This window comes from Serratia sp. T13T92, from assembly GCF_047530105.1.
Lineage (GTDB): Bacteria > Pseudomonadota > Gammaproteobacteria > Enterobacterales > Enterobacteriaceae > Chania > Chania fonticola.
Genome location: NZ_JBLJAK010000003.1, coordinates 171,770 through 190,942 on the forward strand (window position 1 = coordinate 171,770; position 19,173 = coordinate 190,942).

General features: G+C 56.6%; 15 protein-coding genes. 9 read left to right on the plus strand and 6 right to left on the minus strand.

Annotation, left to right across the window (positions count from 1 at the left end; genetic code table 11):
• Positions 1–34: 34 nt before the first annotated feature.
• Complete coding sequence (gene parE / locus ACMV5I_RS05805; protein WP_021179517.1) at positions 35–1,930, plus strand: DNA topoisomerase IV subunit B; 1,896 nt, start codon at positions 35–37, stop codon at positions 1,928–1,930.
• Positions 1,931–2,022: 92 nt separating this feature from the next.
• Positions 2,023–2,922 carry a LysR substrate-binding domain-containing protein gene (locus tag ACMV5I_RS05810; protein ID WP_414823860.1) on the plus strand — a complete coding sequence of 300 codons (900 nt, stop codon included), beginning with the start codon at positions 2,023–2,025 and terminating at the stop codon, positions 2,920–2,922.
• Between the two features lie 242 nt (positions 2,923–3,164).
• Here ACMV5I_RS05810 and ACMV5I_RS05815 read toward each other — a convergent pair whose 3' ends face one another.
• Both ACMV5I_RS05815 and ACMV5I_RS05820 read right to left on the minus strand, forming a co-directional pair.
• Positions 3,165–3,476 carry a putative quinol monooxygenase gene (locus tag ACMV5I_RS05815; RefSeq protein ID WP_024483026.1) on the minus strand — a complete coding sequence of 104 codons (312 nt, stop codon included), beginning with the start codon at positions 3,474–3,476 and terminating at the stop codon, positions 3,165–3,167.
• Positions 3,477–3,521: 45 nt separating this feature from the next.
• A complete protein-coding gene (locus ACMV5I_RS05820; RefSeq protein WP_024483025.1) occupies positions 3,522–4,103 on the minus strand; it encodes an NAD(P)H-dependent oxidoreductase in 582 nt (193 codons plus the stop codon).
• 278 nt (positions 4,104–4,381) lie between these two features.
• Here ACMV5I_RS05820 and parC point away from each other — a divergent pair, with 278 nt between their 5' ends.
• The 3 genes from parC (at position 4,382) to ftsP (ending at position 9,203) form a co-directional block, all read left to right on the plus strand.
• The gene (gene parC / locus ACMV5I_RS05825; RefSeq protein WP_024483024.1) at positions 4,382–6,655 is read left to right on the plus strand and encodes a DNA topoisomerase IV subunit A; all 2,274 of its coding nucleotides are present in this window, start codon (positions 4,382–4,384) and stop codon (positions 6,653–6,655) included.
• 302 nt (positions 6,656–6,957) lie between these two features.
• Positions 6,958–7,689: a 1-acylglycerol-3-phosphate O-acyltransferase gene (locus ACMV5I_RS05830; protein ID WP_121607879.1), complete on the plus strand. Its 732-nt coding sequence runs from the start codon at positions 6,958–6,960 to the stop codon at positions 7,687–7,689.
• A gap of 98 nt (positions 7,690–7,787) precedes the next feature.
• Positions 7,788–9,203 carry a cell division protein FtsP gene (gene ftsP, locus ACMV5I_RS05835; RefSeq protein WP_414823861.1) on the plus strand — a complete coding sequence of 472 codons (1,416 nt, stop codon included), beginning with the start codon at positions 7,788–7,790 and terminating at the stop codon, positions 9,201–9,203.
• Here ftsP and ACMV5I_RS05840 read toward each other — a convergent pair.
• A complete protein-coding gene (locus ACMV5I_RS05840; RefSeq protein WP_414823862.1) occupies positions 9,200–10,114 on the minus strand; it encodes a LysR family transcriptional regulator in 915 nt (304 codons plus the stop codon). The two genes, ftsP and ACMV5I_RS05840, sit on opposite strands and share 4 nt — an antisense overlap.
• 130 nt (positions 10,115–10,244) lie before the next feature.
• Here ACMV5I_RS05840 and xapA point away from each other — a divergent pair, with 130 nt between their 5' ends.
• Complete coding sequence (gene xapA / locus ACMV5I_RS05845) at positions 10,245–11,066, plus strand: xanthosine phosphorylase (protein ID WP_414823863.1); 822 nt, start codon at positions 10,245–10,247, stop codon at positions 11,064–11,066.
• 72 nt (positions 11,067–11,138) lie between these two features.
• Entirely contained in the window at positions 11,139–12,398 is a 1,260-nt protein-coding gene (locus ACMV5I_RS05850) for a nucleoside permease (RefSeq protein WP_071682095.1), read from the plus strand.
• 36 nt (positions 12,399–12,434) lie between these two features.
• Here the strand turns inward: ACMV5I_RS05850 and ACMV5I_RS05855 are convergent, their stop codons facing one another.
• From ACMV5I_RS05855 to ACMV5I_RS05865, 3 genes are read right to left on the minus strand one after another with little or no spacing between them, the layout of a single operon-like run.
• Positions 12,435–13,364 carry a PfkB family carbohydrate kinase gene (locus ACMV5I_RS05855; protein ID WP_202673081.1) on the minus strand — a complete coding sequence of 310 codons (930 nt, stop codon included), beginning with the start codon at positions 13,362–13,364 and terminating at the stop codon, positions 12,435–12,437.
• Positions 13,361–14,758, minus strand: coding sequence for a purine-cytosine permease family protein (locus ACMV5I_RS05860; RefSeq protein ID WP_024483017.1), 1,398 nt, complete (start codon positions 14,756–14,758; stop codon positions 13,361–13,363). Before ACMV5I_RS05860 ends, ACMV5I_RS05855 begins: the two co-directional genes overlap by 4 nt.
• Positions 14,759–14,766: 8 nt before the next feature.
• The gene (locus tag ACMV5I_RS05865) at positions 14,767–15,783 is read right to left on the minus strand and encodes an ADP-ribosylglycohydrolase family protein (RefSeq protein ID WP_414823864.1); all 1,017 of its coding nucleotides are present in this window, start codon (positions 15,781–15,783) and stop codon (positions 14,767–14,769) included.
• A 215-nt stretch (positions 15,784–15,998) separates the two neighbouring features.
• Between ACMV5I_RS05865 and ACMV5I_RS05870 the strand changes: the two genes are divergently transcribed.
• Positions 15,999–16,733: a GntR family transcriptional regulator gene (locus tag ACMV5I_RS05870; RefSeq protein ID WP_202673083.1), complete on the plus strand. Its 735-nt coding sequence runs from the start codon at positions 15,999–16,001 to the stop codon at positions 16,731–16,733.
• An 87-nt stretch (positions 16,734–16,820) separates the two neighbouring features.
• Entirely contained in the window at positions 16,821–18,986 is a 2,166-nt protein-coding gene (locus ACMV5I_RS05875; protein WP_046808019.1) for a YgiQ family radical SAM protein, read from the plus strand.
• Positions 18,987–19,173: the final 187 nt, after the last annotated feature.

Consider the following 19,173-nt stretch of genomic DNA (forward strand, 5'->3'; position numbering starts at 1 on the left):
GCACCTTCCCTCAACCACGAAAAAATAATCAACGATGACTCAATCCAGCTATAACGCTGATGCCATTGAAGTACTCAGCGGTCTAGAACCAGTGCGCCGTCGTCCCGGTATGTATACCGACACGACGCGTCCGAACCACCTCGGTCAAGAGGTGATAGATAACAGCGTCGATGAAGCGTTGGCGGGCCATGCCAAGCGTATCGACGTGATCCTGCACGCCGATCAGTCACTGGAAGTGATCGACGACGGCCGCGGCATGCCGGTGGATATCCACCCTGAAGAAGGCGTACCGGCGGTTGAGTTGATCATGTGTCGTCTGCACGCGGGCGGTAAATTCTCCAACAAGAACTACCAGTTCTCCGGCGGCCTGCACGGCGTGGGGATTTCGGTGGTTAACGCCCTGTCCAAACGGGTGGAAGTCAACGTCAAGCGCGACGGTAACGTCTATAGCATCGCTTTTGAGAACGGCGACAAGGTGCAGGATTTGGCGGTGACCGGTAGCTGCGGCAAGCGCAACACCGGTACCAGCATTCACTTCTGGCCTGACGAACAGTTCTTCGACAGCCCGCGTTTCTCGGTTTCCCGCCTGTCGCACCTGCTGAAAGCCAAAGCGGTGCTGTGCCCCGGCGTTGAAATCTACTTTATCGACAAGCTGAACAATACCGAGCAGCGCTGGTGCTACCAGGACGGCCTGACCGACTACCTGATGGAAGCGGTGAACGGCCTGATCACCCTGCCGGAAAAGGCGTTTGTCGGCAATTTTGCCGGTGATACCGAAGCGGTGGACTGGGCGTTGCTGTGGCTGCCGGAGGGCGGGGAACTGCTGACGGAGAGCTACGTCAACCTGATCCCCACCATGCAGGGCGGGACGCACGTCAACGGCCTGCGCCAAGGGCTGCTGGATGCGATGCGCGAGTTCTGTGAATTCCGCAATATCCTGCCGCGCGGGGTGAAGCTGTCTGCGGAAGATATCTGGGACCGCTGTGCCTACGTGCTGTCGGTGAAAATGCAGGATCCGCAATTCGCGGGCCAGACCAAAGAGCGGCTCTCTTCCCGTCAGTGCGCGGCGTTTGTTTCCGGCGTGGTGAAAGATGCCTTCAGCCTGTGGCTGAATCAGAACGTCCAGGCGGCCGAGCAACTGGCCGAACTGGCGATCTCCAGCGCTCAACGTCGCCTGCGTGCGGCGAAGAAAGTGGTGCGTAAGAAGCTGACCAGCGGGCCTGCGTTACCGGGCAAGCTGGCGGACTGCACCTCGCAGGATCTGAGCATGACCGAACTGTTCCTGGTGGAAGGGGACTCGGCGGGCGGCTCGGCCAAGCAGGCGCGCGATCGCGAATATCAGGCGATCATGCCGCTGAAGGGCAAGATCCTCAACACCTGGGAAGTGTCCTCAGACGAAGTGTTGGCCTCGCAGGAAGTGCATGATATCTCCGTGGCGATCGGCATCGATCCCGACAGCGAAGATCTCAGCCAACTGCGCTACGGCAAAATCTGTATCCTGGCGGATGCGGACTCCGACGGCCTGCACATCGCCACGCTGCTGTGTGCGCTGTTTGTCCGCCACTTCCGTTCGCTGGTAAAGGGTGGCCATGTGCACGTTGCGATGCCACCGCTATACCGTATCGACCTGGGTAAAGAAGTCTATTATGCCCTCGACGAGGAAGAGAAAGCCGGCGTGCTGGAGCAGTTGAAGCGTAAGAAGGGCAAGCCAAACGTACAGCGCTTTAAAGGGCTGGGTGAGATGAACCCGCTGCAACTGCGTGAAACGACGCTCGATCCCAACACTCGCCGTCTGGTGCAGTTGACCATCGATGACGAGAATACCGATCAGACCATGGCCATTATGGACATGCTGTTGGCGAAGAAGCGTTCGGAAGACCGCCGCAACTGGCTGCAAGACAAGGGCGATACCGCCGAGCTTTCAGTCTGATGCCTGTGGGGCCGCAACCGCGGCCCCAAGTTTTTACACTGTGCCATCCCTGGCGCACTGCGTGCTGCGCCCGATAACCCAGGGCGGAATGCATGAAAATCACCCTCGAAGAACTCTTGGCTTATACCTCCGTGGTCGACAGCGGTTCAATCACTGCCGCCGCCGAGCAGCTTGGCCAAACCACCTCTGGCATCAGCCGGGCGCTGAGCCGTCTGGAAAAAAAACTCGATACCACCTTACTGCGCCGCACCACACGTCGTCTGGAATTAACCGAAGAGGGGCAGAGCTTTCTGGCCCATGCGCGGGAAATTATCAACTCGGTGGAACATGCTGAGGAACAGATGGCGCTACGTCGTCTGAACCCCGCAGGCAGGCTACGGGTCAACGCTGCCGCGCCCTTTATGGAACATGTGATCGTGCCGCTGGTCGCCGGTTTCCGCCAACGTTTCCCACAGATTGAGCTCGAGCTGAACACCGATAACCTGATTATCGATCTGTTGGAGAAACGCACCGATATCGCCATTCGTATTGGCGCATTGCGAGACTCCACTATTCATGCGCGCCTGCTGGGGGCGAGCCGGTTACGCATCCTTGCCAGCCCAGATTATATTGCCCGCTTTGGATCACCGCAGAGTGTCGAAGAGCTAAATCACCATAGTCTGCTGGGCTTTACACAGCCCGAGTCGCTCAACCTGTGGCCGCTGCGCTATCGGCAGGCGGAGCGCTTTGCCATTACCCCAACGCTATCGGCCTCCAGCGGCGAAACGCTGCGGCAACTGGCGCTACGAGGGGAAGGGATCGCTCAATTGGCCGATTTTATGACGCGGGAAGATCAGCGGGAAGGGCGTCTGGTTCAGCTGCTGGCGGCCGAAACGTTGGATGTCCGCCAGCCGATTAACGCGGTGTATTATCGCAATGCCCAGTTGGCCGCACGGATCACCTGTTTTCTGGACTATGTCAGCGCGCATATCACCGATGCACAGAGCCTGTAGAGCGGAGATGTCTGTTGCCCTCACCCCAGCCCTCTCCCACAGGGAGAGGGGGCTGATACGGAGCGCGTGATAGGCCCGTGCCACTTCGGAAAGTAGGGCGTAAGAGCAAGAAATATAGAGTATTACGCAGCGCAATCAAAAAACTCGATTGCCCCTTCACCTAGGTGAGTCAGCCAGCGTTCATGGAGAATCACTATGCTTTCAGTCCAACTCGATCGGTCCCCTCTCCCTGTGGGAGAGGGTTAGGGTGAGGGGTTATCCAGCACATAAATGGTCGTGTCCAGCACGCTGTCCTTGATGGTTTCACGGTGCTTGAGCATGTGATCCATCTGCAGGTGCTGTTCCAGATGCGCCTGGCTCTGCCACTTCTCCAACATAAAGATCGAATCCGGCGAACGCTTCTGCCAAGGAGCCTGGGTATCGGCATCGATCATCGGCTGATAGCCGCCACAGCCTTCTTCCGCTAACACCGCTGGCAACAGCTTTTCAATCGCTTTTAAGACGCTTTCACGATGACCCGGTCTGGTTCTGATTTCTGCAATTACGGTGATCATTACGGCCTCACTGGTTAACGGTATGATTTATAAAACCCATCACAGTTAAGCAAACACTTCGCCCAGATGTGCGCGCAAACGTGCGATATCGTTGGCGATATCCGGCTGTTTGATGACGTCATTGCAGATGAAGGTCGGCAGTGCTTCCATCCCCAGGAACTGATTGGCCTTGTGGAAGTGCAGATAAACGCCGTCTACGCCCACACCGTGGAAGAACTGGTCGGGATCGGTAAAGGCTTCCAACGGGGCATTCCAGGTCAGGCTCAGCATGTAGGTCTTGCCTTGGATCAGCCCGCCAGAACCGTATTTTTTGCTGGCATCGGAACGGGTGCGGCCATCGCTGGCATACAGGCTGCCGTGGCCAGCGGTGAACACTTCGTCGAGGTATTTTTTCAGGATCCAGGGCTCGCCCATCCACCAGCCTGGCATCTGGTAAATCACCGTATCGGCCCACAGGTACTTCTGCACTTCGGCTTCGATATCATAGCCGTCATCGACTACGGTGACCTGTACATCGTGCTTGGCATCGCGCAGGAAACTTTCGGCTACGTCGCTCAGGGTCTGGTTCAGCTCACCGTTGGAGTGGCCGAATTGCTTCTTGGCGTTAATAATCAGGATATTACTCATGGATGCTGGGTTCCTGTCAGAATGTAGAATGTGATGGTCGTAAGGCATATCGTTGAAACGGAGTGTAATCCTTCCTGAAGCTGGGAAAAATGCGATCTAGCGCACAACAGTGTTGACTGTGAGTCAAGAAAGTCGGCCGCTGATGGCGAAATTTCGCATAAAGCGGGGCGATCGCCAGCATCAATGGTCAATCCACGCAGCATCTGTGACAGCCACCCCGCAGATGAGTTACTATCGCGGGCAGAATCGACCCTTTGTCGTCTGAGGATATCTGAGTAATGAGCGAACTGACTCATGACGGTGTTGAGCGTCTACCGCTGCACACATTCACTGAAAACGCCTATCTGAACTATTCCATGTACGTCATCATGGATCGGGCGCTGCCGTATATCGGCGATGGTTTAAAGCCGGTACAGCGCCGCATTATCTATGCAATGTCGGAGCTGGGGCTTAGCAACAACGCCAAATTCAAAAAATCTGCCCGTACCGTCGGTGACGTGTTGGGTAAGTATCATCCGCATGGTGATAGCGCCTGTTATGAAGCTATGGTGCTGATGGCGCAACCCTTCTCTTACCGCTACCCGCTGGTAGATGGCCAAGGGAACTGGGGGGCACCGGATGACCCTAAATCTTTCGCCGCGATGCGTTATACCGAATCGCGCCTGTCGAAATATGCCGAAGTGCTGCTGGGCGAGTTGGGCCAGGGCACCACGGACTGGGTGCCCAACTTCGACGGCACCATGCAAGAACCGAAGATGCTGCCTGCACGCCTGCCGAACATCCTGCTCAACGGGACAACCGGTATCGCGGTAGGGATGGCAACGGATATTCCACCGCATAACGTGCGTGAAATTGCCGCCGCGGCGGTAGCCCTGATCGACAAGCCAGGCTCATCGCTCGACGATTTGCTGGAGTTTGTGCAGGGGCCGGACTTCCCGACGGAAGCGGAAATTATTACCCCGCGCGAAGAGATCCGCAAAATTTACCAGAATGGCCGTGGCTCGGTACGCATGCGTGCCATCTGGAAGAAAGAAGACGGTAGCGCGGTGATCACCGCCTTACCGCACCAGGTTTCCGGTGCCAAAGTGCTGGAGCAAATCGCCAGCCAGATGCGCGCCAAAAAGCTGCCGATGGTGGAAGACCTGCGCGATGAATCCGACCACGAAAACCCGACCCGTCTGGTGATTGTGCCGCGTTCGAACCGTATCGATCTGGATCAGGTGATGAACCACCTGTTTGCCACCACCGATCTGGAGCGCAGCTACCGCATCAACATGAACATGATCGGTCTGGACAACCGCCCGCAGGTTAAAGGGCTGGTGGAGATCCTTTCCGAATGGCTGGTCTTCCGCCGTGATACGGTGCGCCGCCGCCTGAATTACCGCCTGGAAAAAGTGCTCAAACGGCTGCACATCCTGGAAGGTTTGCTGGTTGCGTTCCTCAATATCGACGAAGTGATCCACATCATTCGCAGCGAAGATGAGCCAAAGCCGGTGTTGATGCAGCGGTTTGGCATCTCAGATACTCAGGCCGAAGCGATCCTCGAGCTGAAGCTACGCCATTTGGCCAAGCTGGAAGAAGTGAAGATCCGCGGCGAGCAGGATGAGCTGGCAAAAGAGCGCGATCATCTGCAGGCGCTGCTGGCTTCCGAGCGCAAGCTGAACAACCTGATCAAGAAAGAAATCCAGGCCGATGCGCAGGCTTATGGCGACGATCGTCGCTCACCGTTGACCGAACGTGAAGAAGCCAAAGCCATGAGCGAGCACGATTTTGTGCCTTCAGAGCCGGTGACGATTGTGCTGTCGCAAATGGGCTGGGTGCGTAGCGCCAAGGGCCACGATATCGATCCGAGCGGCCTGAGTTACAAGGCCGGGGATAGCTTCCTTGCCGCCGCACGCGGCAAGACTAACCAGCCGGTGGTGTTCATCGACTCGACTGGCCGCAGCTACGCGCTTGATCCGCTGACGTTGCCTTCGGCACGTGGCCAGGGTGAACCGTTAACCGGTAAGCTGACGCCACCGCCAGGTGCCACCATCGAGCAGGTACTGATGGCTGCGGACGATCAGAAGCTGCTGATGGCCTCCGATGCTGGCTACGGCTTCGTGTGTACCTTCAACGATCTGGTCGCACGCAACCGCGCCGGTAAGGTGATGATCACCCTGCCGGACAACGCCAAGGCACTGCCGCCGATGGAAATCCACGGTAGCGACGATATGCTGCTGTCTATCAGCACCGCTGGCCGTATGTTGATGTTCCCGGTCGCCGATCTGCCACAGCTGTCGAAGGGCAAGGGCAACAAGATTATCTCGATACCGTCGGCGCAGGCCGCCAGCGGGGAAGATAAACTGGCCTGGCTGTTCGTATTGCCGCCGCAGACCTCGATCACCCTGCACGTGGGCAAGCGCAAGCTGAAACTGCGCCCGGAAGATCTGCAGAAATTCCGCGCCGAGCGTGGCCGTAAAGGTACGTTGTTGCCACGTGGCCTGCAGCGTATCGATCGGGTTGAGGTGGATATGCCAGAGCGCGAATCGTTGGGTGACAGCGAAGAGTAAAGCGGTGATATACCCTGCATGGGTGCAATAAATTGCGCCCATACGATCTCGGGTATTCCTACTAGGGGCGCTGCACGCTGCGCCCGCTTAGCTGCATGCTTCGCACGTTCAGGCTTTTTTATCCTGATGTTTTTTTAAGTTAGTTAATTTTTCCGGCTATAAATTTATTGTGCCGATCGCTGGCTGGCAGGAAAATAGAGAACTTAGAAGCGCCGCGCGTTCTTCCGCCTGCGCTCCTCATACAAAAAGAAATCTTCCCTGCCGCTCAGCGGCCGGGTTGGCAGTGTGCTAATGAGGTTGTTATGTTATTGATATTACGTGCGATCATTGTCACGGTCTATTGCCTGTTGGTGAGTTTTTTCGGTTCGCTTTACTGCTTGTTCAGCCCGCGTAACCCCCGCCATGTAGCGACCTTTGGCCATTTGTTCGGTCGCCTGTCGACAGTGTTCGGCATCAAGGTTGAACTCCGTAAGCCTGCTAGCGCGGACAATAACGGCAAATGTATTTACATTGCCAACCATCAGAACAACTACGACATGGTGACGGTTTCTAATGCGGTACAGCCACGCACCGTGACCGTGGGCAAAAAAAGCCTGGTGTGGATCCCGTTTTTCGGCCAGCTTTACTGGTTGACCGGTAACCTGCTGATCGACCGGGATAACCGCGCTAAAGCCCATGGCACCATTGCTCAGGTGGTGGATGCCTTCAAGAAACAGGACATCTCGATCTGGATGTTCCCGGAAGGAACCCGCAGCCGTGGCCGTGGTTTACTGCCGTTTAAAACCGGTGCGTTCCACGCGGCGATCGCGGCCGGTGTGCCGATTGTGCCGATCTGTGTTTCTTCTACCGACAAGATCAAGCTGAACCGTTGGAACAACGGCCATGTGATTGTGGAGATGCTGGAACCTGTCGATACCAGTCATTACAGTAAAGAACAGGTGCGTGAGCTGGCGGCCCATTGTCGCGAGCTGATGAAGGCGAAGATTGACCAGTTGGATGCGGAAGTCGCCAAGTTAGACGCCGCCAAAAAATAATAGAACGCAGTAAGCTATTTTCATACGGCCTCATGCCGTTTATGCCCCGCTTTAGCGGGGCTTTGCACAAGGTTCAGCTTTGTTTTCATGGAGAAGATATGTCACTCAGTCGACGTCAGTTTATTCAAGCATCGGGCTTGGCGCTATGCGCGGGAACGGTGCCGCTGAGGGCTGAAGCGAGCGGGATGCCAACTCCGTTACCGATCCCGCCACTGCTGGAATCCCGCCGTGGCCAGCCGCTGTTTTTAACCCTGCAACGAGCCCATTGGGCCTTTATGGACAACCGTAAAGCGTCCGTCTGGGGGGTTAACGGCATGTATCTGGGGCCGACGGTGCGGGTCTACAACGGTGACGACGTCAAACTGATCTACAGCAACCGTCTGCCTGAGCCGGTATCGATGACCATCAGCGGGTTGCAGGTGCCAGGTACCCTGATGGGCGGTGCGCCGCGCATGATGTCGCCCAACGTTGACTGGTCGCCAGTGATCCCTATTCGTCAGGCTGCGGCCACCTGCTGGTATCACGCCAACACGCCGAACCGTATGGCGCCGCACGTCTACAACGGCCTGGCTGGCCTATGGCTGGTCGAGGATGAAATCAGTAAAAACCTGCCGTTGCCGAACCATTATGGCGTCGATGATTTCCCGCTGATCATTCAGGACAAGCGCCTGGATAACTTCGGTACGCCGGAATACGATCCTCCGGCGCAGGGGGGCTTTATTGGCGATACGCTGTTGGTCAACGGCGTGCAGAACCCGTTTATCGAAGTTTCACGTGGCTGGGTTCGCCTGCGCCTGTTGAACGCTTCAAACTCACGGCGCTATTCGTTGCAACTGAGTGATGGGCGGCCGATCAACGTGATCGCCAGCGATCAAGGGTTCCTGCCTGCACCGGTCGCGGTACAGCAACTTTCTCTGGCTCCAGGTGAGCGCCGCGAAGTGCTGATCGACATGTCGCAGGGGGCTGAAGTGACCCTAACCGCCGGTGAAGCGGCAGGGATCATGGATCGTTTGCGCGGTCTGTTTGAACCTTCCAGCATGCTGGTTTCTACCCAGGTACTGACGTTGAAACCGACGGGCCTGTTGCCGCTGGTCACCGACAATCTGCCGATGCGCCTGCTGGCGGATCAACTGCTGGATGGTAACGTCAGCCGCTCGCGTGAATTCCGTCTGGGAGATAAGATGGCTGGCATCAACGGGGCTATCTGGGACATGAACCGCATCGACGTACAAACGATGCAGGGTACCTGGGAGCGTTGGACCATTCATGCCGATACGCCGCAGGCGTTCCACATCCAGGGCGTGCAGCTCCTGGTGAAACGCGTCAATGGCGCACAGCCGATGGCGGAAGATCGCGGCTGGAAGGATACCGTCTGGGTCGACGGCGACGTGGAGCTGCTGGTGTACTTCAACCAGGTTTCCTCGGAGCACTTCCCGTTCCTGTTCTACAGCCAGACGCTGGAAATGGCCGATCGCGGTTCGACCGGCCAGTTTGTGGTTCAGGCTTCCGCTTAAACAACCCCGGGCGTTCGCAGCATTTTCAAGAACGCCTTCACCACCGGTGTGGCACTTTCGGCGTGGTAGATCGCATACAGATCCGCCGAAGGGGCCGCCTGCAACGGGCAGAAACGCACGCCGGGCCACGGTATGCGCCCATAGCTGTCCGGCAGTAACGTGATGCCAAAACCTTCCGCCACCAACGCCATCAAGGTCTGCGGCTCATTGACCTGATGGACGATGTCTGGCGCAAAGCCATGCTGCAGACACAGGTTGTGCAGATACAGTCCTAGGCTGGCCTCGTTGGGCGGCAGCACGATAAATTTGTCATGCTCTAGGGCTTGTAGTTGGATTTCTTCCCCCGTAGCCAGTGGATGCCCCGTCGGCAGCACCACCGAGATCTTCTCCCGCGCTAATAATTGACAGGCCAGCCCCGGCAGCGCCTGTTGTTTTGCCTCACGCCAGACCCCGATATCGATATGTCGCTTCTGCAATGAGACGATCTGCTGGCTGGGAGTTTGTTCATTCAACGTCCAGGTGACTTTCTCTTCCTGCCCGGTAAAGCGTTTCAGTGCCGGGATCAAACCGCCCCAGACCGACGTGCCTACCATGCCAATTACCATATGGCCGGCCTCGCCACGGCCCAGTTGCTGCACCTGATTGAGCGCATTGCCTGCCTGATCCAGCAACGTTTCGACGTTATGGAACAGCGTGCGGCCAGCCTGCGTCAGCGCCATGGAGCGGGTGGTGCGTTTGAATAGCTCCACTCCCAGCTGGCTTTCCAGCTCTTTGATATGTTTGCTGAGCGGCGGTTGGGACATGTTCAGCCGCTGTGCGGCCTGGGTAAAGTTCATCTCCTCTGCCACCACGCGGAAATAGTGCAGCAGGCGAAAGTTGATCCGGCTAGGGTCGGGTAGTGGCTTTTTCATGGTTTTTTTCGGGCCTCCCGATGCAGGGTATTTATAGGTAAACAGAATAAATCAGCGGGCAACAATGTATTGGTCGCCACCCGCTGTCGCTCTCTACTATGGGGATTAACCCCCTACAGAAGAGAATACTATGTTTAATCAAGACGATGCTTTTTCTTGTGCCGACGTGCTGCGGACCAGACTACCAGGCTTTCAACCCCGTGCTGCATTGATTCTGGGATCGGGACTGGGGGCGCTGGCAGACGTAATGACCGACGCCGTAACCATCGACTATACCGAATTACCAGGTTTCCCGGTGAGCGGCGTAGTGGGCCACGCAGGGCAACTGGTGGCGGGCTGGCTGGAGGACGTGCCGGTGCTGTGCATGAAAGGACGCGGGCATTTCTATGAGGGCCGTGGCATGCAGGTGATGACCACCGCCGTGCGCACCTTCAAACTGCTGGGCTGTGAATTCCTGTTGGCGACCAATGCCGCTGGTTCACTGCGTAAATCGGTAGCTCCGGGTAGCCTGGTGGCACTGACCGACCACATCAACTTTATGCCGGAATCCCCGCTGGTGGGGGCTAACGACGAGCGTTTTGGTCCACGCTTCTTCAGCCTGGCTAACGCCTACGATCGTGACCTGCGTGCGCAACTGGCGGCGGTAGCGGTCAAGGCCGGTATCCCACTGGCAGAAGGCGTATTTGCCGCCTACACCGGCCCGAACTTTGAAACCCCGGCCGAGATCCGCATGATGCAGACGCTGGGCTGTGACGTGGTGGGGATGTCGATCGTGCCCGAAGTGCTTTCGGCCCGGCACTGCGGCCTGAAAGTGCTGGTGGTCTCGGCGATGACCAACTATGCCGAAGGGTTATCCGATACGCCGCTTTCCCATGAGCAGACGCTGAGCTGCGCCGCGCTGGCGGCAGACGACTTTATGCGCCTGATCCGAGAGTTCTTCAAAACGCTGTAATTCTTATTTCCATCCGACTACCCCGCGGCAAGCCCTACCTTGCCGCGTAAATCACAACAATAGGTGATGGTAATGGCAATAAAAACACGATTGAAGGTGATGATCTTTCTCCAGTTCTTTATCTGGGGCGCCTGGTTGGTGACGTTGGGATCCTACATGATCAACACCCTGCACTTCAGCGGGGCGCAGGTAGGCATGGTGTACAGTTCGAAAGGGATCGCCGCGCTGATCATGCCAAGCCTGGCAGGGATCATTGCCGATCGTTGGATCAAGGCCAACCGTCTGTATGGCCTGTGTCATCTGCTGGGGGCGGTGGCGTTGTACTACGCCGCACAGGTCGATCAGCCGATGGTGATGTTCTGGGTCATGCTGTTCAACGCGATGGTCTATATGCCCACTATGGCGCTTTCCAACGCCATTTCTTACTTCTGTCTGGAAAAGCACGGTTTTGATACGGTCAAGGATTTCCCGCCGGTGCGGGTTTATGGCACCGTAGGCTTTATTCTGGCGATGTGGTTGATCAGCTTCAGCCGCATTGAATTGAGCAATATGCAGCTGTATCTGGCTTCTGCGGTATCGCTGCTATTGGCAGTCTACTCCCTGACGTTGCCAAATTGCCCGACCAACAAGGTGAAACGCTCGCAAAGCTGGGTCAGCATGTTGGGGTTGGATGCGTTCGTGCTGTTCAAGCAAAAGCGCATGGCGGTGTTCTTCCTGTTTGCCATGTTGCTGGGGGCGGCGCTGCAAATCACCAATACCTTCGGCAACCCGTTCCTGCACGATTTCTCTCTTAACCCGCTGTATCAGGACAGCCTCAGCGTACGCTATCCTTCGGTGCTGCTCTCACTGTCGCAAATCTCAGAGGTGTTTTTCATTCTCACCATCCCGTTCTTCCTGCGTAGATACGGCATCAAGCAGGTGATGCTGATCAGCATGGCGGCCTGGACGTTGCGTTTCCTTTTCCTGGCCTACGGAACGCCTGCCGGGTTCGGCTTCCTGCTGCTTCTGCTTTCAATGATCGTTTATGGCTGCGCGTTTGATTTCTTCAATATTTCCGGCGCCATCTTTGTGGAAAAGGAAACCGACCACCGCATCCGTGCCAGCGCTCAGGGGCTGTTTATGACCATGGTTAACGGGGCAGGGGCTTACGTTGGAGCCATCGCCAGCGGCGAGGTTGTGGACTTCTTCACCCATAACGGGGTGAAAGATTGGCAGAGTATCTGGCTGGTGTTTGCCGCCTATACGCTGGTGCTGGGGGTGATTTTTGCCCTGTCTTTCAACTACCAACATCGGCCGGAAGAGATGAACGGCGAACTGCAGAAGGCGCATTAAGGTAAAACAAAGGGGCTGGGTTCAGCCCCTGTGATATCAGATAGGAAAACGCTGTTGCAACTGTTGCCAGTCTGGTGCTCCGGCGGCACCACGGCTGGCTACCACGCAGGCGGCCACGCGGTTGGCAAGATCGACGGCTTGTACCAGCGGCAGGCCAGCGGAAAGTCCGGCTAGCAAACCCGCACAATGGGCATCCCCCGCGCCGATGGTATCAACGACGTCAACCGGGTAAACGGGCACATGCTGCGGCTCATTGTGGCCATCACAGACCCAGGCACCGTCACGATCCAACCGGCAGATCAGGGTAATGTTATGCGCAGTGGCATAACGTTGTGCGGCGCTGACTGCGTCACCTTCCCCACACAAGATCGCGACTTCGTCGCGGTTGAGGGTGAGTAGGGTGTGGCTGTCGCTAAGCATGGCGAAAAACTCTTCACCTAGTTGATCGACGCGCGGGCCGGGATCCAGCAGCCGCCACTGATCGAACGGCAGGCGGGTAAGCCAGTCTCGCAGTGCTTCACCGGGTTCTCCCACCAGTTCATAGCCGTTGGCATACACCACCGTTTCCGGCGTTAGCGGCAGGGTGGCCAGTTGCGCCTTATTCCAATGCGCTTCACAACCGGTTACGGTAACAAAAGTACGTTCACCGTTGGGTTCCACCAACGCCAGGCACCAACCATTATCCAACTGGCCATGCCGTAACAGCACCGGCAGATCCAGCTCCTGCATGGCGGCTTCGATGGCCGTTCCCCAGTCTCCGTTGCCAACCGGCATACCGTTAATCACGGGGACATCCAGGCGGCGTAGCGCCCGTGCTACGTTGAAGGCGCAACCGCCAATCTGTCGCTCTTGTGGCTGCGCTTCGATATCTTCACCGCTGGCTGGCAGCTTTGGTAGTGTGAGAACTACGTCACCTACGGCACCGCCTACCACCAGAATAGGTTTTACTGCGACAAATTCACTCATTGATGTCCTTTGTTACTTGCCAGATAGAGGCCATAGGCAATCAGGCTGACCAGGAAGGAAACGAACAGCCCCAGGCTGGAATCAGCGAACAGGCCTTTAGCCAATGGGCCATCGATAAAGCCGGTTTTGGTCACCAGCAGCCCGCACAAGGCGCCGAGGAACCAGCAGAATAACGGCACCTTACGCACTCCGCGGTTCTGTCCGTTCAGGCCGTACAGGGCATTACCGTCGTAACCATGATGACGGCGCACTTTAGCATAATCGAGAATGAAAATGGCCTCCCAGGCGGCAAGGAATACCCCACAGAACACCAGGAACGAGATGAATGGCCCCATAAAGTCGCCAGAGATAAACAGCACATAAATGGCGATGCCAAGGATCACTACGGCGTCAATGGAGACGGCTAACGACTGTTTCACCTTCACGCCTAGCGTTAGCAGGTTAAGGCTGGCGGAGTAGAGGCTGAGCACGGCAATAGTGACGATACCGGCGGTTGCGGCCAACAGATAAGGGATGGCCATCCACTTTGGCAGCACCGAGCCGATTAACGCAATCGGGTTGGCGGCACTGGCCAGATCCGGCAGCTGTACCGAAAGCAGAATGCCGGTGAACATCAGCAGGATCAGGGGCAGACAGGCACCGCCCACCACGGCGGCAAAGATGCTTTTATCTGAAGATTCTGGGCTTTGATAACGGCTGTAATCGGCCCCGGCGATAGCCCAACTGATACCGGTACCGGCGGCGATCACCGAAACGGCGGGCAGGAACCCGGTCAACCAACTGCCGGAAGGCAGTGACAGCACTTTGCCCCATTCGGTGGTGAAGACGATATACAGCACCACAATCAGCGTCATGGTGCCGAATATCCGGCTGAACCAGCTCTGCATCCAGACTACCGTGTTCTGGCCCAGCAGGCTGACTACGATGGTCAAGCCACCAAACAGCAACAGGCTGATAGCGGTAAGGGAGTGGCTTTCACCCAGGCCTATGGCCTGGAACAGCGCCGCCAGGGTGAGCGTGCCGGTAATGACGTTCACCGCTTCCCAGCCCATCAGGTTGATCCAACTGAAGGTGGTGGGGGCGATGTTGCCCTTCAGGCCAAAAATCACCCGCGATAAGGTCAAAGTAGAGGTACGGCCACGTTTCCCGGCGAAGCTGGTGTAACCGACCAAAGCAAAACTGGCTACCCCGACCAATGCGGCCAGGATTGACTGGATAAAGGACAGGCCGAACGCGACAATAATTGCCCCGTACACCACGCCGAGAATGCCGATGTTGGCGGCAGACCATATCCAGAACAGCTCGAGCGGTTTACCGGTCTGCTCTGCATCCGGTACGCGATCGATCCCCGTGCTTTCTACTTTCCATGTCTCACTGCGGTTGATTTCACTCATGATGCGATTTATTCCTGTTTGCGCAGCCTGAGGAGAGCGGCCGCGTAGGGCTCAAAATCTATTTGATTGGCGCTATTGATCGTGGCGATCCACTCCGTCGGGAAAGCGGCTACGCCGCGTAAGGCTCCGCAGATTGCCGTTGCCATTGCGCCAATGGTATCGGTATCTCCACCCAGATTGGCGGCCAGGATCGCACAACGTTGCGGATCGGTGTCTGCCAGTTCAACCAGCGCCAATGCCATCGGGATCGACTCGATAGTGTCCATCCCGGCACCGACGGTATGGTAAAGCTCCGCCAATGCTTCGCTATCCGGCAGATGGCCTAGGTTAGCGGTGAACTCCAGCGCCCAAACCAGACGGCGACTGAGCGAAGGGCTGAAGGTGGTGATATGTTGCTGTTGCACCTGCTCCACCCGTGCGGGCAGTTCTTGCTTGATGGTGGCCCAATCCGCGCCTTCGACAGCCCGGCTAACGGCCCAGGCAATGGCAAAAGCGCCGGCCACGGCGATATCCGACTTGTGGGTCGGGCTGCAAGACAACCTTACCGCTGTGATAAAGGCTGGCAAATCGCCGCTTGGCAGCAGGCAGCCTAACGGAGCTACACGCATGGCTGCTCCATTGGTCACGCCGTTAGCGGCGATCTCTGCCACCGGCGTACCGGCGCGAAACGCCAACAGCGCGGCTTTGGAGCTGGGGCCGAGGATATTTTTCTCAAAGGCTCCGATCCGTTCTGCCCACAGCATGATGTGGTGAGCAATACGTTCCGGCTCGACCCGGCCCTCGGCGGCCAACAGCGCATCCATCAAGGCCACTGCCTGCTGGCTGTCATCCGTGTATTCCCCGGCGATAAAGCCGTTTGCTGCGATATTTTCTGCCGGGCCAGGCAGGAAGTGGGTGATCCAACCAAAATAATCACTAACCTGTTGTAATGGCCACAGTTCTGACGGCATCCCCATCGCATCGCCCACGGCTTGCCCATAGAGCGCCCCGAGTATGGCGTGGTGAGGATTTTTTATATTTTTCATTTATATGGGTGTTCCCTGGTGTTGGTGCTAACCGATGTAAAACATCAGTGTTGCTAATGTTAGTCGTAAAATGGATCCAATTAAAGTCCAATGGTTGAAAAATGTGACTCCAATCTAAGTCCAATGCAAGCGCACATGGTGTAATTACCCTGAATGTGACAAATATGGTAAAAACGAGGCGGTTGAGGAATGCGAACAAATCAGAGGTGGGTCCGATGAATGATTTTATTGCCTGGCTGCGTCAGCAGTTTACACAGGCAGCGGCGGCACCACGTTACATCCAGCTAGCGAATACCCTGGAAATTGCCATCAAGCAGCGTGTCCTGGGCGTTGGCGATTTTTTACCGCCGGAACGCATGCTGGCTGAAGCATTGGATTTGTCACGCGTTACCGTCAGTAAGGCGATGAGGTTGCTGGAAGAAAAAGCGCTGGTCTCACGCCAACAGGGCATTGGTACTCGAGTGGCCATGCACATCGGTTATTCCCTCAATCAGGATAACGGCTTTACCGCGCAGGTTTTGCGCAGTGGCAGCAGCGTCAGTAACCAATGGCTGTTGCGTTCCTGCATAAAGGCACCCAGCGAGGTAGCCAAGGCGCTGGAGTTGGCAAGCGACAGTATCGTGGTCAAGCTACGCCGCCTGCGGTTGATGGATGGAAATCCGGTATCGTTGGAAACCACCTATATCCCGACCCGTTTTCTGCCCGATCCCGAAGAGCTGGAACACTCGCTGTATGCCCTATGGAGGTCGCGAGGTATTGTGCCAGAGGGTAGGCATTTTTTATTGAAGGCGGTTGCCAGCAGTGACGAAAACGCCAGTTTGCTCAACGTGCAAAGCGGCACGCCGCTGTTACGCATTGTCCAGACCAGCCGCAATGCCCAGGGAGAAGTGCTGGAGTTCAGCGAAACGCTGTGCCGCAGCGATGTGTACGAGTTTGAGGTCAAAAGCTGAGTAATCTGAGAAATAACCATGCTCTTTTGGCGGCGAGTGCGTATAATCGCCGCCCGGTGATAAATTAACCTGCACAAGAGCACCCGAATGAGCACTACCAGCCTGATCCAACCCGAACGTGAATTGTTCTCCTACGAGCCTTATTGGGCCGAATGTTTTGGCCCCGCGCCGTTTTTACCGATGTCGCGTGAGGAGATGGACCAATTAGGCTGGGATAGCTGCGATGTGATTGTGATCAGCGGGGACGCTTACGTCGATCACCCAAGCTTTGGCATGGCGATTGTGGGCCGCATGCTGGAGGCTCAGGGCTTCCGCGTAGGGATCATTGCTCAGCCGGACTGGAGCAACAAAGAAGACTTTATGCGTTTGGGCAAACCGAACCTGTTCTTCGGCGTGACCGCCGGCAATATGGATTCGATGATCAACCGCTACACCGCCGATCGTAAACTGCGTCATGACGATGCCTACACCGCCGGTAACGTGGGTGGCAAACGCCCGGATCGCGCCACCCTGGTCTATAGCCAACGCTGTAGAGAAGCCTATAAAGATGTGCCCGTCATCCTGGGCGGTATCGAAGCCAGCCTGCGCCGCATTGCCCATTATGATTACTGGTCGGATACCGTACGCCGCTCGGTCCTGGTGGATTCCAAGGCTGATATGCTGATCTACGGCAACGGCGAACGCCCGCTGGTGGAGTTGGCGCATCGCCTGGCGGCAGGTGAAAAAATTCAGGATATCCACGATATCCGTAACACCGCAGTGATGCGTAAAGGGGCCATGCCGGGCTGGAGCGGGGTGGATTCCACTCGCCTGGACAAGCCAGGCCGTATCGAGCCAATCCCTAATCCTTACGGTGAGGATTTGCCCTGTGCCGACGGCAGCACGCCAGAGCCAGAGGCCAAGCCCGTCACCGTGCGTGCCGCCAAGCCCAAGCCGTGGGAAAAAACCTACGTGCTGCTGCCTTCCTTCGAGAAGGTGAAGGCGGACAAGGTGCTGTATGCCCACACTTCACGCATCTTGCACCATGAAACCAACCCTGGCTGCGCCCGCGCCTTGATGCAAAAACATGGCGACCGCTACGTGTGGATCAACCCACCGGCGATCCCACTCACCACGCCGGAAATGGACAGCGTGTTTGCCCTGCCCTACCAGCGTGTGCCGCACCCATCCTATGGCGAAGATCGCATCCCAGCCTACGATATGATCCGCTTCTCGGTGAATATTATGCGCGGCTGCTACGGCGGCTGTTCATTCTGTTCGATTACTGAGCATGAAGGGCGCATCATCCAGAGCCGTTCAGAAGACTCGATCGTGCGTGAAATCGAAGAGATCCGCGATAAGGTGCCAGGTTTTACTGGGGTGATCTCCGATCTGGGTGGTCCAACAGCCAACATGTATATGCTGCGCTGCACCAACCCGCGTGCCGAGCAAACCTGCCGCCGTGCCTCCTGCGTGTATCCGGAAATCTGTACCTATATGGATACCAACCATGAGCCGACCATCAAACTTTACCGCCGCGCCCGTGAGCTGGAAGGGATCAAGAAGATCCTGATCGCCTCCGGGGTGCGTTACGATCTGGCGGTTGAAGATCCGCGTTATATCAAGGAACTGGCGACCCATCACGTGGGTGGCTATCTGAAGATCGCGCCAGAGCATACCGAAACCGGGCCATTGTCCAAGATGATGAAGCCGGGGATGGGCAGCTACGATCGCTTCAAGCAGTTGTTCGATCAGTATTCCAAACAGGCAGGTAAAGAGCAGTACCTGATCCCTTATTTCATCTCCTCGCATCCGGGCACCCGCGATGAAGACATGGTGAATCTGGCCCTGTGGCTGAAGAAAAACCGTTTCCGTCTCGATCAGGTACAGAACTTCTACCCGTCGCCAATGGCGAACTCCACCACCATGTATTACAGCGGCAAGAACCCGTTGGGTAAGGTGGGGTATAAGAGCGAAGATGTGTTTATTCCGAAGGGCGATCGCCAGCGCCGCCTGCATAAGGCATTGTTGCGCTATCACGATCCGCTTAACTGGCCGCTGATCCGTACGGCGTTGGAGGAGATGGGGATGAAGCACCTGATTGGTGGCCGTCGCGAATGCCTGGTGCCAGCACCGAGCATTGACGAGCAGCGCGAGGCCAAGCGCCTACAGCGGCATACCCGCCCGGCGTTGACCAAGCACACGGACATTACCCGCCAGCGCACACCGTCCAACAAGCCACCGCGCAAGCCTATCCGCAACGGTAAGGCCTGATAGAGCAGGGAGCCCAAGTGGCTCCCTCGTACTAGCCCTCTCCCTGAGGGCATAGCTTTTTATACATCACTTAAAAACTTTCAATAGCCGCTGGATCCAGAATCGTGATTATCCCCTTGTGGGGATATACTTATCATTATCCCTTTGTGAGGATATTTATTCCTTTATCCTCATCAGAGGATATACT